At 71.4% G+C, this 13457-nt stretch carries 9 protein-coding genes and 1 pseudogene; 2 read left to right on the top strand and 8 right to left on the bottom strand.

Translation table 11 applies throughout. The features are described 5' to 3' along the window. Positions 1-8: 8 nt before the first annotated feature. The 7 genes and pseudogenes from ABT254_RS34235 to ABT254_RS34205 form a co-directional block, all read right to left on the bottom strand. The gene (locus tag ABT254_RS34235) at positions 9-1169 is read right to left on the bottom strand and encodes a substrate-binding domain-containing protein (RefSeq protein WP_351478905.1); all 1161 of its coding nucleotides are present in this window, start codon (positions 1167-1169) and stop codon (positions 9-11) included. A gap of 56 nt (positions 1170-1225) precedes the next feature. Continuing rightward, the gene (locus tag ABT254_RS34230) at positions 1226-2332 is read right to left on the bottom strand and encodes an ABC transporter permease (protein ID WP_351478903.1); all 1107 of its coding nucleotides are present in this window, start codon (positions 2330-2332) and stop codon (positions 1226-1228) included. Continuing rightward, positions 2329-3876: a sugar ABC transporter ATP-binding protein gene (locus ABT254_RS34225; RefSeq protein WP_351478900.1), complete on the bottom strand. Its 1548-nt coding sequence runs from the start codon at positions 3874-3876 to the stop codon at positions 2329-2331. The genes ABT254_RS34230 and ABT254_RS34225 overlap by 4 nt, the downstream gene beginning before the upstream one ends. 136 nt (positions 3877-4012) lie before the next feature. Beyond that, entirely contained in the window at positions 4013-6889 is a 2877-nt protein-coding gene (locus ABT254_RS34220; RefSeq protein WP_351478897.1) for a SpoIIE family protein phosphatase, read from the bottom strand. 130 nt (positions 6890-7019) lie between these two features. Beyond that, a complete protein-coding gene (locus tag ABT254_RS34215; RefSeq protein ID WP_351478894.1) occupies positions 7020-7988 on the bottom strand; it encodes a cyclase family protein in 969 nt (322 codons plus the stop codon). A gap of 214 nt (positions 7989-8202) precedes the next feature. After that, positions 8203-8367, bottom strand: a pseudogene (locus ABT254_RS34210) (LacI family transcriptional regulator); the annotation flags it as partial. Between the two features lie 63 nt (positions 8368-8430). Beyond that, on the bottom strand, positions 8431-9258 hold the full coding sequence (locus ABT254_RS34205) for a class I SAM-dependent methyltransferase (protein ID WP_351478892.1): 828 nt from the start codon (positions 9256-9258) through the stop codon (positions 8431-8433). Positions 9259-9618: 360 nt separating this feature from the next. Here ABT254_RS34205 and ABT254_RS34200 point away from each other — a divergent pair, with 360 nt between their 5' ends. Further along, positions 9619-10596: an L-threonylcarbamoyladenylate synthase gene (locus tag ABT254_RS34200; protein WP_351478889.1), complete on the top strand. Its 978-nt coding sequence runs from the start codon at positions 9619-9621 to the stop codon at positions 10594-10596. A gap of 291 nt (positions 10597-10887) precedes the next feature. Here ABT254_RS34200 and ABT254_RS34195 read toward each other — a convergent pair whose 3' ends face one another. After that, entirely contained in the window at positions 10888-11538 is a 651-nt protein-coding gene (locus ABT254_RS34195) for a carbonic anhydrase (RefSeq protein ID WP_351478886.1), read from the bottom strand. Between the two features lie 314 nt (positions 11539-11852). Between ABT254_RS34195 and ABT254_RS34190 the strand changes: the two genes are divergently transcribed. After that, positions 11853-13367 (top strand): lysyl oxidase family protein, encoded by a 1515-nt coding sequence (locus ABT254_RS34190; protein ID WP_351478884.1) that lies wholly within the window; start codon positions 11853-11855, stop codon positions 13365-13367. The last annotated feature ends 90 nt before the right edge of the window (positions 13368-13457 follow it).

The following is a 13457-nucleotide window of genomic DNA, read 5'->3' as shown; positions in this document are numbered from 1 at the left end:
CGCCACCGTCACGTGCCCCAGATCTTCCGGTACGCCTCCCGGTATCCCGCCGGATCCCAGGTCGTGGCGCCGTGGCTGTTGCCGGCCGCGCTGATGTGGACGGGGGCCACATACCCGCTGGCCGGCCGGCCCGAGAAGGCGCGATTGAACTCGTCGACGATCTGCCACCCCTGCAGGGACAGCGGCTCCGGCACGGTGGCCGCCTGGTACTGCCTGCTGTTGATGCGCTGGAAGGCGGAGGGGTCGCCGTCGCCGGCGCCGATGTTGAAGGGCGGGCCGGAACCACTCTTGCCGGCCGCGCGGAACGCCGGGGCGGCATCGGCGAAGTACAGGTCGTTGATGGCGACGGAATGGGTCCATCTCTCCTGGAAGCGGGAAAGCAGCGAGGAGATCTCCCGGGGCGTGCGGCTGCCGGCATCCGGGATCGGGATGTTCTCGTACGCCAGCAGCCTTACCCCCGCGCAGGTGGCCAGCTCCTTGTTGATCAGGTCGGACTTGTACTTGGCGAAGGGGATCGAGGCATCGGTGAAGACCACGGCCCCGGCGGTGCCGCCGGAGCTCGCGATGACCCACTGCGCGCTGGCTCTGGCCACGTCCTCGACTTTGGTGGTGATGTTGGTGAAGAGCCTGGGGCGCCGGCTGGGGCCGGGGGAAGCGACCGCGTGCCAGCCGATGAGCGGGATGCCTGCCGCGTTCGCACGCGCCACCTGCTGCGAGGTCGAGCCCGGGTCGAAGCCCCCGATGACGATGCCCGACGGTCTGACGTCCACGGCCTCGCTCATCGCCGCCTGGATGCCGGCGGGTGTGCCGCCACCGTCGATCACCCGGACGTGCCATCCGATGACGCGCGCGGCCTTCCGCACGCCGTCCGCGGCGCCCGCGACTCCGGGATTGGTCATGGTCTGGGCGACGTAGACGATGGACTTGCCGGCCACCGCGGTGGGACCGCTGGTCGGTCCGTTCCAGGCGATGTCGGTCCGCTCCGCCCGGCTGACGGCGGCCTGGGCCCTGGTCTGGGCCGCGGGGCAGCCGCTCGCACCCGAGGTGGAGTGCGCCGGGCCGCTCGAAGAGCCGCGTTCACAGCCGGCCAGCACGAAGACCGCGACCACCAGGGCGGTGGCAGTGAACCCCGCGTTGCGGACGGTGGAAGTGTTGCGGTTGCGGTGCACGGAAGCTCCTTGCGGAGGATGCCGCCCGGGCACACCGGCGGTGCCCGCGGCGTGGGTCATGGAGGGCTGCCCGGCGTGCCGTCGCCCTGTGTCACGGCGGGCACATCGCGGGCGACGATCGCACCGGTGCGCAGTCGGCGACGAGCGGAGTAGCCGGCCAGTCCGACGGCGAGGAGCAGGGTGCCGCCGTAGAACAACGGGACCGTCCAGAAATCGCCGCCCATCTGGGCGATGCCGGTGAGGCCGACGGCGAGGACGGCGACGGCGACGAGGGTGCCCAGGGCGTTGGGGCGCCCCGGTTTGATGGCGGTGGAGCCGAGGAGGGCCCCCACGAACGCGGGCAGCAGGTAGTCGAGTCCGACGCTGGGATTGCCGATCTGCTGCTGCGCCGCGAGCAGCACTCCGTCGAAGCCGACGATCAGTCCCGACGCGGCGAAGGCGTAGACCGTGTACTTGCGGGTCGGGATGCCGACCAGGTCGGCGGCGCGCGGGTTCGACCCGACGACGTGCAGGTACCTGCCGAGCGGCAGCCGCTCCAGAACCACCCAGAGGGCGACCGCGAGCGCGAGCACGTAGAAGGCGGGAACCGGCAGGCCGACGAACGTCGAGTCGTAGACGTCGGTGAAGGCGGCCGGGAGGCCTTGCGGGCCGGGGACGATCCGGCCGCCGCCGGTGACCCATCCGGTCACCGCGTACATCATGCTGCCGGTTCCCAGCGTGGCGATGAACGAATCGATCCGTCCGAATTCGACGACGACACCGTTGAGGACGCCCACGACACCCCCTCCGGCGATCACCGTGAGGCAGGCGAGCGGCCAGGGCCACCCGGCGTCCACGACGAGCTGCATCACCATGACGTGCGCCAGGCCGAGACCGTAGCCGATGGAGAGGTCGAACGCGCCGGTCACGATGGGGACCATCGCGGCGAGTGCGAGGACGGCCGGGATCGACTGGTTGGACAGGATCGAGTCGACGGTGTCCCGGGTGGGAAAGGTACGCGGCAGGGTGAGGGAGAAGATCAGGAAGAGCAGGGCGGTGAGGGTCAGGAGGCCGTAGGCGCCGATGAGTTGCCCGCCACGGCCGTGCAGTCGGGCGAGTCGCCTCGCTGGTCCCGAGCGACGCGGCCGTGGCGGGGGCGCAGCCGGAGAGGGGGAGCCGGTCACGGATTCGCCGCGGTTGTGGAGGGGGGCAGGGCCGAAGCAGCCCGCGTGAGCTCGGTGACCGTGAGGGCCGGGCCGCTCAGCTCGGTCGTCACGGATCCGCGGACGAAGACGAGGGCGCGCCGGCACACGCCCGCGACCTCCTCGAAGTCGCTGGAGATGAGGAGGACCGCGAGGCCGGCGGCGAGCGCCTCGTCGAGCAGGCGGTGGATCGCGGCTTTGGCACCGATGTCCACGCTCGCCGTCGGTTCCTCGAGGATCAGCAGGCGCAGGGCCGGCCGCAGCCACCGGCCGATCATGACCTTCTGCTGGTTCCCCCCGGACAGGGTGGCGATGGCAGCCTCGCTGTCGTCGGGACGCACCGAGAACCGCTCGATCAAGGTGCCGGCCTCGGCGCGTTCGCGGCGGGGACTGATCCAGCACAGCGCCGGCATGCCTCCCGCCCGGGGGTTGGCCAGGAGGTTCTCCCGTACGGTCAGCTCGGGGAGGCAGCCCTCCCGCTGTCTGTCGCCGGGTACGAGGGCGACACCCCGTCCGACGGCGTCCGCGACTGTGCGGGGACGGTACGGGCGACCGCCGAGAAGGGCCCGTCCGCCGAGGAGGGGCCGGGCGCCCGCAAGGGCTCGGGCGAGGCCCGTGTGTCCGGCGCCCGTGAGGCCGACCAGGCCGAGGACTTCCCCCCGCCGGAGCTCCAGACTGACCGGTCCCGCGTCTGGGGTGCGCACCCCGTCCAGGGTCAGGATGGCCGGGCCGCCGGACGGGGTGGTGGCGGGGCGGTGATCGGTCGGCCCCTCGCCGGTGATGGCGCGCACCAGGCGGGCAGGAGGGTGGCTCGCCGGCGAGCCGTGGCTGACCAGGCGTCCGTCGCGCAGTACGGCGAAGGTGTCGGCGACCTCGTACACCTCGTCCAGGCGATGGCTGACGTAGAGGATGCCGTGCCCCTGGTCGCGCAGGGTGTGCAGCACCCGGAACAGCCGGGTGCAGTCCGCGGCGGGCAGGCGGGCGGTCGGCTCGTCGAGGACGATGAGGCTTGCCCGTGCCGCCAGGGCTCGTGCGACGGCGACAAGCGAACGCTCGGCCGGGGCGAGGCGGGAGATCGGCGTGTCGGGGTCGAGATGTCCGGCGACGACCCGCAGGGCCTCGGTGCAGTGTTCTCGGGTGAGCCGCCAGGAGATCAGTCCCGCCCGGCGCCGATACCCGGCGCTCAGAGCGATGTTCTCGGCCACCGTCATCCACTCCACCAGGCCGAGATCCTGATGGATGAAGGACATGTGCCGGGAAGCGGCGTGACTCCCGAGCGGGTGCCCGGCCACGGTGACCTGCCCCGAGTCGGCGTGGTGGACGCCGGCGAGCACCTTGATGACCGTGGACTTCCCGGCTCCGTTGGGGCCAAGGAGGGCGAGGACGCTGCCGGCGTGGACATCGAGGTCGACCCCGGCGAGTGCGAGGGTTCCCCCGAAGCGCTTGGCAAGTCCGCGGACACGGACCAGAGGTTCCGCCCCGGAGGGCGGCACCGCATGCGCAGAGGTGTCGTGGGCCTCGTGCACGGACCTCTCCGGGGTTGGACCTGTCGTGTTCTTCCCGATGCGCATCAGTGACATTAGCTGCTCATGTCGCATGTTTTGGGACATCTGGCCGCTCCCTGTCACCCCGACGGAGCAGCGAATCGTCGGGGTCGGCGCCTCAGGTCCCCTCGAGCCCGCATTCGGCCCAGATGACCTTGCCCTGCTGGGTGTAGCGCGTGCCCCAGCTCTGCGTCAGCTGCGCGACGAGGAACAGGCCGCGGCCGCCCTCGTCGGTGCTGGCCGCTCGGCGCAGGTGCGGGGCGGTGTTGCTGGTGTCGGAGACCTCGCAGATCAGGGTGCGGTCATGGAGCAGCCGTACCCGGATGGGCCCTGAGCCGTGGCGGATGGCGTTCGTGACCAGCTCGCTGAGCACCAGTTCGGCGGCGAACGCGGCCTCGTCGAGTCCCCAATCGGTCAGTTGCCGGGTGGCGGAGGCGCGCACCTCGCTGACCAGGGCCGGATCGGCGGGCAGGTCCCAGGTGGCGATCCGCTGGGGGTCCAGGGCGTGGGTGCGGGCGACGAGCAGGGCGATGTCGTCGCAGGGGTGGGCGGGGGCCACCGTGTCGAGTATCGCCTCGCAGGTCTCGTCGGGCGTGCCGTTCTCTTGGGCCAGCGTGGCGCTCAGCTGATCGAGGACCACGTCGACGTCGCGGTGACGGTCCTCGATGAGCCCGTCGGTGTAGAGGACCAGCCGGCTGTTCTCAGGGAGGTCGAGCTCGGCGGTTTCGAACGGCAGACCGCCGAGGCCGAGCGGTGGTCCGGCGGGCAGGTCGGGGAACCACACGGTGCCGTCGGGGCGGACCAGAGCGGGCGGGGGATGGCCGGCGCGGGCCATGGCGCACTGCTGTGTGGTCGGGTCGTAGATGGCGTAGAGACAGGTCGCGCCGATGATGCCCGCGTCCACGGCGTCGGGATCCTCCCGGTCCAGGCGGCCCACGAGTTTGTCGAGGTGGGTGAGGACCTCGTCCGGGGGGAAGTCGAGTTCGGCGAAACTGCGGGCGGCCGTGCGCAGCCGCCCCATGGTGGCGGCGGAGAGCATGCCGTGGCCGACGACGTCGCCGACGAAGAGCCCGATGCGGCTGCCGGACAGGGGTATGACGTCGTACCAGTCCCCTCCCACATCGGATTCGGCGGGCAGGTAGCGATGGGCGACCTCGACGGCGTCCTGGTCCGGCACACCGTGCGGGAGCAGGCTGCGCTGCAGGGCCAGGACCATGGCGCGTTCGCGCGTGTAGCGCCGGGCGTTGTCGATGGACAGTGCGGCACGGGCGGCCAGTTCCTGGGCCAGCGACCGGTCGTCGTCCCCGAACGCCGGCGAGCCCTGCGCGCGGTAGAAGCCGGCCACGCCCAGGACTGCGCCGCGGGCGACCAGGGGCACCGCGATGAGGGAGTGGACGTGGCTCAGCAGCTGTGCGGAGTGCTCGGGGTCCTGCGCGAACCAGCCCGCGGCGGCCTTCAGGTCCGGTTCCAGCACTGCCTGGCCGCTCGTCAGACACCGCGACTGCGGCATCGTCGGACCGTAGTCGACCTGTTTGCCGACCGGGTGGAAGGGACAGTCGTCACGGATGCCGTGGACCACCGTCCGGCGTAGCTCACTGCGGGGATCGGCGGACTCCTCGCCGCGGAGCACGGCTTCCGGCAGGTCGATGGTGACGAAGTCGGCCAGTTGCGGCACCGCCGACTCGGCGAGCTCCCGGGCGGTACTGCGCACATCCAGGGTGGTGCCTATGCGGACGCCGGCCTCGGACAACAATTCCAGGCGCCGGCGTGCGGCCAGGGCGTAGGTCCCCACGTGCGGCTCCCCCACCATCACGAGCCCGCTCGCCGGGGGCGGGGAGTCGGAGTGTTCGTCCGTCGTGCCGTCGTCGGCCGTGACGCGCTCGACGCCCACGGCGGCAGGGGCGTGCTCCGTGCCGGGAAGATACTCCGCCGGCGAGGTGAGGTGGAGCTGCCCGGGCGCCACGTCGCGAACAGCCCCGAAGGACGTGAGGGAGGTGGCGACGGCAAGCTCGGCAGACAGGCCCAGCGGCTTGTGGACCTGCTGCGGGAAGGCGAGGGGCTCGCGGGGTGAGGGCCCGGGGGCAAGGGCCTCGATGGCGAAGCCCTCCACTCCGGAGGCGCTCGTCATCGGCCGGCTCACGAGCGTGACCCGACGGCCGTCGGACAGGGGCACGTCGACACGGGCCCGCTGCGCGCAGGCGATCAGCTCGGCGGCCTTCTCCATGAGGATGGCCTGGTCGCGGGGGCTCATCTCCACGGCCAGTTCCCGCACCCCTGTGCGGTGCCGAAAACCTCCGGCGGCCTCGGCTCCGCTGTCCAGGTACGCCCGCAGCAGAGCACGCTCACGCGAGGAACTCTGCCCCAGCAGCCGCCGCTCGATGCTCTTGGCCGCCTTGCGTATCACGGTGTCCAGCGCCGGGTCCTCGGCGCTGCGCGGATAGCCGAAGCACAGGACGCCCTCGATGCGGCCGCTGAGCGGGTCGCGGACGGGAAGCGCGCGGCAGGCACTGCCCTGGGAGCGCTCGGCGAAGTGCTCGGCACCATAGACCCGGATGGGTTGGCGCTCGGCAAGGGCGAGACCGATGCCGTTGGTACCTGCGACCTTCTCGGCGAACACGAACCCGGGGACACTCTGGATGGCCGGGAGAGCTCTGGCCAGCGACGCTTCCCCGAAACGGCGCAGGAGAACCGTCCCGCTCGCATCGGCGACGGAGATGTTCATAGCGCTGCCGGCGAACATGGCCTGCAGCCGGTCGAGCACCGGAACGGCCGCACGGACGATCCGTCCGTCCGGTTCGAAGTCCTCCCGGAAGGGAAGGTCGGACTGGTCCGGCGACAGCCCCAGAGTCCGGCAGCGCCGCCAGGAATTCAGGATCGACGTGCGCACGCCCGAGTCGACCGGCTCACCCTGCAGGAACCGCTCACGGAAACTGGCGGGCCCCGTGCCGCCTGACGCACGCCCCGCCGGTATCGGATCTTCGCCGGCCCGAACCACGCTCCGCCTCACTCGCGCCTTCGACAGTCAACCCTTCCGAAATGTCTGATATGGACGAGGATACGGGTATTGGAGGCGCGAGTCACCGCTCACAAGGCCCCACACACAGGGTGACCGGGCCGGATCGGCGTCACAGGACCGCGACCGGGTTGACGGGCGAGCCCGTCCCTCCCGGGACGTTCAGCGGCGCCACGACGAGCATGAAGTCGTAGCGGCCCGCCGTCGCGGTCGCGGCGGACAGCGCTTCCAGGTCGAGGTTGTCCAGCAGTGGCACCCCCATCGCGGCCACAGCCAGGGCGTGGACAGGCGAGTGCACGCCGTCCACGGGTGAGGGCCGTACGTCGCTGTCGCCGTCTGCGCCCAGCAGCGCGATGCCACGCTCGGCCAGCAGCGGCAGGGCGTCCACATGAAAGCCCGCGCTGGCCGTGTCGGGGTCCCAGGCGCCGAGTTCCTCGCGGCGCCGGACGTGTCCGGAGCGCAGCAGTACCGCGTCGCCGTCGCCGATCGTCACATCGAGCGCCTTCTCCGCCACGGCGATGTCCCTCGCGTGCACCGCTCGCCCCGGCTCCAACCAGTGGATCCCGAGGACGGCGGGCAGGTCGAGGAGCACTCCCCTTGTGACGAGGGACCCGAGCGTCGACACCGCGCCGAAGCGCGCGCCTGCGGCATCGACGACCTCGTGTGCCGTGCGGCCGTCGAAGAGCTGCCCCCGATAGGCGATGTGGCACAGCGCGTCGAGATGGGTGATGCCCTTGCCGTGGTAGTCGGCGGCGATGAAGTCCTTGTGGGTGGAGGGTTCCGGCTCCTCCACGTCACCGAGGTCGGTCATGTGGTGCAGGGCAGGCTTGCGGTTGCCGGGGCCGGGCCGGGTGTTCCACGGCAGCGCCAGTGGGACGACCGTCCCGGTCCGCACGCGCGCTGCGGCCCGCCGCACATGGTCCGCGGTGACCCGGTTCCAGGCACCGCGGTCGGCCGGGGACCAGCGACCCCACGTGCGAACCGCCTCGAAGAGTGCGTCGAACTCCCGACGGGAGACGGCGGGCCCGTTGCCGACGCCGGTCGGCGCGGGATTCGCGGCATCGGCGGAACTCGGACTCATCTGTACTCACCGCTCCCGGACTGGAACGGCTCCAACGGCACGACGGCACCGGACGCGACACGGACCGGGCTTACGGGGTGTGCGCCCGGCTGACGCCGTGACACGGAGAAGCACCGTCCTCGTGATCGGAAAACCAGCTTCGCACATTCACGGGTGCTCTTGGAGAGGTGTGCCCGCAGGGAGGGGTTGTGGGGCCCGTTCACCGAGGTGTTCGAAGCGCGCGGACGATCTCCGAGAAGAACGGTTCCGCGAACTGCCTCCAGTCCGGCTCCGTCAGCACCAGGGCCACAGCGTCCGCCCGCTGACCGGCCAACCTGCGCGCCGCGAGATGGGGCACAAGACCCAGCTCCTCGATGGCCCGCTGCACGGTCCGGCGCATTGAACGCGCCCCTGGCCGGCCAGCTCTGGCCAGGGCCCGCAGTTCAGAAATCGGCCCCTTCTCTCAGTCGGCGCGCCGTCCCACGCGCAGGACGCTCAGATAGCGGCGCGGTGCCCGGTCCCCCATCCGTGTGCGGATGCGCTCGGCGACAGCGTCCAGCAGGGGCTCACGGACCTCCGGGTCGAGCCTGCGATACAGCGACTGCGAGCGAAGGAGGTCGGCGAAGCCCTCCCCGGTCAACCACTGAACCGTCGGATACCAGCGCACCGTCGTCGGGCCGAACAGGTCTCCGGGATCCTCGACCAGGCCCCACCCCTGGTCGGTGGCGCGCACGTCGTCCTCCAGCGGCGGATGACCCCAGTCGGGGTTGCCCGGAGAGAACCGCTCGTGCAGATCGGCGCTCTCGGCATACACCTCCGGCTCTCCCGTCCGGCGGACCACGACGTGGCCCAGCAGTGCCATCCAGCCTCCGGGCGAGACGACCTCGTGCGCCCTCCGCCAGCCGACCGACGGGTCGACCCAGTGCCACGACGAGGCGGCGACCAGGGCATCGAAGCGCCGGCCACGGTCGTCCCACTCCTCGAACCGGGATGTCTCGACCGCTACCTCGGGAAAGGAGGCGAGTCGCCGGCGAGCGAGCGCGGCCATGTCTGCGCCCGGCTCCACGGCGGTCACGGAGCATCCCAGCGCTGCCAGCGATCGCGTGGCCTGACCACTCCCGCAGCCCACCTCCAGCACCGACGATCCCTCGTCCATGCCGGTGATGGCGACGAGATCCGCGAACAACTCGTCCGGGTACCCCGGCCGGACCCGGTCGTAGAGCTCCGCCACCTCGTTGAACACCCGGCCGAGGCCGTAGGGATCCGGACGCGTCTTCGGGTCATCAGTCACGAGCGCAGAACCTACGAGGCCGCCGGTCACGACGCCACCGGTTTCCCCGCAGCCGGAGACACGCTGCCGCCCGTCGCGGTATGCCGGGCGCCGCCGCTCGGAACGTTGACGCTGTCGAGTCGTTGAGCACTGGCACGGTTCCCGGCCCGCTCCTGTCTCGCGACGCCTTGCGTACCCGGCCGACCCGGTAGGGCCTCGCCGGTTCTACGCTGAAGCCCGTCCGTCTTGGCGGTGTCCCCCACGACCGCCGTGGCGGCCCTGGTGCGCCCCAGCTCATGCGATGCCGCCGGCCGAAGGCATCGTCGTGCGCCGACGCGGCCGTGGAATGTGGAAGATCCGAACAGTGAAAGGACTGTCGTGGTGACGGCGGAAACCCGTGACATCGAGAAGGCGGCCGGTGTGCTGCGCGCCGGAGGGCTCGTGGCCTTCCCGACCGAGACCGTCTACGGTCTGGGCGCCAACGCCGAGGACCCCGCCGCCGTCGCACGCATCTTCCAGGTCAAGGGGCGCCCGCCCTCTCACCCGCTGATCGTCCACCTCGCCGACGCGCAGCACCTGGCCGACTGGGTCCAGGAGGTGCCCCCGACGGCGCGCCTGCTGGCGGAACACTTCTGGCCCGGGCCCCTCACGCTGGTCCTCCGGCGCGGTCCCCGGGTGCCCCTCGAAGCGACCGGTGGTCTGGAAACGGTGGCCGTGCGTGTGCCCGACCACCCCGTCGCTCTCGCGCTGCTGTCAGCCTTCGGCGGCGGTGTCACCGCCCCGTCCGCCAACCGCTTCGGCCAGGTCAGCCCCACCGCTGCGCACCACGTTCGTGCGGAGCTCGGTGACGCCGTCGACTTCGTGCTCGACGGCGGCCCCTGCGAGGTCGGCGTCGAGTCGACCATCGTGGACGCCACCGGCGAGATGCCGAGCATCCTGCGGCCCGGCGGGGTGACCCGCGAGGACCTCGAAGCGGTGCTGGGGCGCCCGCTGACGGTCCACTCGACGAGCCACGTCCGGGTGCCGGGCCAGCATCCGTCCCACTACGCGCCGCGCGCCAGGGTCGTCCTCGTCGAGCCCGAGAAGGTCGCCGACGAGGCGGAGATCGCGCAGGAGCGGGGGCACCAGGTCGGAGTCCTCCTTCCTCCCACCATCGCCGACACTCCGGTGAAGGCACACACCGTGGTACCCGTCCCCGCCTCGATGGCCGAATACGCGCGCGACCTGTACGGCTTCCTGCGCGAACTCGACCAGCGGGGATGCGACCTCATCATCGCGTCCTTGCCGGTGGAGGAGGGACTGGGCCTGGCGATCGCCAACCGGCTCCGCCGCGCCGCGGGACCCCGAACCACCGAGTGACCAGCACCGCCGTCGACGCCCATTGAGCATGGGGGGTGGCCACCTGAGGGAGCCACCCCGCTCCGTCCCTCGGCGTCCTCGGCGACCAGGGCTCGCTGCGCCACCGCCGGACGGCCGCGGCAACGGATCCGTCCGGCCAGGGAGTTGGAGGGCCACAGGGCGGCGGTCGCCGCGTCGCCCTGGGCGGGCCCGCACCTACTGGCCGTCGCCTGGCGGGACGCGCCTCGAAGTCGCCCGGCGGGCCCTCGCGTGCCTCGACTCCAGCGCAATGCCGGAGCACATACGGCCAGGTCAGAAGCTGTCCGGCTGCGCAAGCCCGGCGGTTTCCAATCCGCGGGTCGCGACGAGCTGTGCGCTGCCGTCGGCCAGGCGGTAGCACAGGCCCACCACGGCGGCCTGGCCGGCGGCGACCTTCTCGGCCAGCACCCGGGAGCGATCCAGCAGCAGATCGACGGTGTGCCTTATGTGCTCGGCAAGGATCTCCTCCGGCTCCACTCGTCCCGCGGCCCGCGCCGCCAGCACGCTGGGGGTCACCCGCTCGACGACATCACGGACGTATCCGGCCGGTGCCATGCCGTCCTCCAGCACGGCGCAGGCCGCGCCCACCGCGCCGCACGAGTCGTGGCCGAGCACCACCACCAGCGGGCAGCCCAGGACATCCACCCCGTATTCGATGCTGCCCAACACCTCCGCACCCACGACGTGGCCCGCGGTGCGTACCACGAACAGGTCGCCCAGGCCGCGGTCGAAGATGATCTCGGCGGCCAGCCGGGAGTCGGAGCACCCGAACAGCACGGCGAAGGGCTGCTGGGACGGGGCGGTCTCGGCGCGGCGAGCGGCGTCCTGGTTCGGGTGCTCGGGGGCACCGGCGACGAAGCGCTCATTACCGGCCAGCAGCAGCTCGAAGGCATCCCGGGGTGTCGGAGTCTTGATCTCGGTCATGACCGCAGCCTACGAGCCCACACCGCTCATCGCGTCGCATGGCCCCCGCTCCACATCGCCGGGCTGGGCCACGCACGGCACGTCATGTCCCTGCCGGGACGCCGCGGGCGAATGCGGCAGCAGTCGCCAAAGGGCCCTGCGCCGACGGGTCGGCGAGCACCGGCAGCGGCAACGAGCCCGGATTCAGAGCGACTTTCGATGAACAGGCAACCTGAATCGGCTTTTCGCACTTTTCACAGTTGGCACACAAGAACCTCCTTCCGTGCCTGCACGACGTGCACGACTCGTCCCGACCAGACGTAGAAAGAGCACTCATGACCAGACATCACCCCACCGCTTTACGGCGTTCGGCGATCATCGCCGCCACCGCCCTCACCGTCGGCGCCGCGGGAACCGTCGCCGCGCCCGGCGCGGGAGCGGCGACGCCGACGGGCACGCCTAAGCTCCAACTGATCGCCGCCACCCCCTCGGTGACCGTCGACCGCTACGAGGGCGAGCCAGGGGTCTACCTGAACCTCGGCACCTACATCACGGTCGACGGGGGACCGCTCGAGATGCGGGTGACGCGCAAGTCGTACAACGACCCCGTGGTCGCGACACAGGTGATCCACTCCGGCAGCCGGACGGTGACCAAGGCCCTGCCGGCAGGCCTGGTGAAGGACTTCTCGGGCCTGCCGGACTTCCTCAAGATCAGCATCAGCGACGCGTCGGGCGCGAAGGTGGCCGACACCACGCAGTCGTTCTGCCCGAACACCCGGGCGGGCCGGATCCGGCCGGACGCCCCGGCCACCTCCAAGTACCCCGACGGCTGCTCCGACAACCCGTTCGCGCTCGGTGGGGTGTGGGGTGTCGAGAAGGGCTGGGCGGCGGCCACGTCGCCGGGGTTCCGCGGAGACAATCCCCTCGACCTGCCGGCCGGCGTCTACACCGCCAAGGTCTCGGTGGCGAAGAAGTACCGTGACCTGTTCGGAATGCCGGACAAGGCCCAGACCGTCAAGGTGACGGTCCGCCAGAACTCCGGCGGGGGCCAGGGCCTGGTCGGCAAGCACGGGCGGAAGAACGCGTCGAAGAGCCTGAAGCCGGCCGCGCACCGCCCGGTCGGCAGGGCGACCGTTCCGGCCGACGTGCCCAAACCCGACCTGCGTGCCCTCCCCGCGTACGGCATCGCGATCACCAACGGGGACGAGGGCGGAGCGGGCGCCGCCCCGACCAAGGACTACCTCGCGTTCAGCGCCACCGTATGGAACGGTGGCCCCTCGCCGCTGGTCGTGGACGGGTTCCGCAAGCCGGGCGCGGAGAAGATGGACGCGTACCAGTACTTCTACGACGCCCAGGGCAAGCAGGTCGGGTACACGCCCACCGGCACCATGGAGTGGGACCCGCGGGAGGGCCACCAGCACTGGCACTTCAGCGACTTCGCCAGCTACCGGCTGCTCGGCGCGGACAAGAGGGAGATCGTCCGCAGCGGCAAGGAGGCGTTCTGCCTGGCCAACACCGACGCCATCGACTACACGGTGAAGAACGCCAACTGGCACCCGTACAACACCGACCTCGCCACCGCCTGCGGTGAGGAGACCGCCATGTCGGTGCGCGAGGTGCTGGACGTCGGCAACGGCGACACCTACAGCCAGTACCGGCCCGGTCAGTCCTTCGACGTCTCGGACCTGCCGAACGGCACCTACTACATCCAGGTCATCGCCAACCCCGACAACCGGCTCAAGGAGCAGAGCACGGCCAACAACGTCACGTACCGCAAGGTGATCCTCGGCGGCACGCCGGGGGCCCGCACGGTGACCGTGCCGAAGTACGGCCTCATCGACGCTCCCTGACCACCAGCGGGCGGAGGCGCGTGCCTCCGCCCGCCGGCCACAGCCGGTGGACTGGCAGTAGCCCGGGCGGGGGCAGCCGCCCGAGTGTCG

This window comes from Streptomyces sp. NPDC001137 (assembly GCF_040298885.1).
Classification (GTDB): Bacteria; Actinomycetota; Actinomycetes; order Streptomycetales; family Streptomycetaceae; genus Streptomyces.
The sequence above is the reverse complement of the archived record's forward strand: the minus strand, read 5'-3'. Positions and strand labels throughout refer to the sequence as shown.

What these genes read in the sequence shown, in the direction of transcription:
- ABT254_RS34215 (WP_351478894.1), bottom strand. Translation starts at nt 7,988, where the DNA reads ATGAGTCCGAGTTCCGCCGATGCCGCGAATCCCGCGCCGACCGGCGTC.
- ABT254_RS34195 (WP_351478886.1), bottom strand. Translation starts at nt 11,538, where the DNA reads ATGACCGAGATCAAGACTCCGACACCCCGGGATGCCTTCGAGCTGCTG.
- ABT254_RS34190 (WP_351478884.1), top strand. Translation starts at nt 11,853, where the DNA reads ATGACCAGACATCACCCCACCGCTTTACGGCGTTCGGCGATCATCGCC.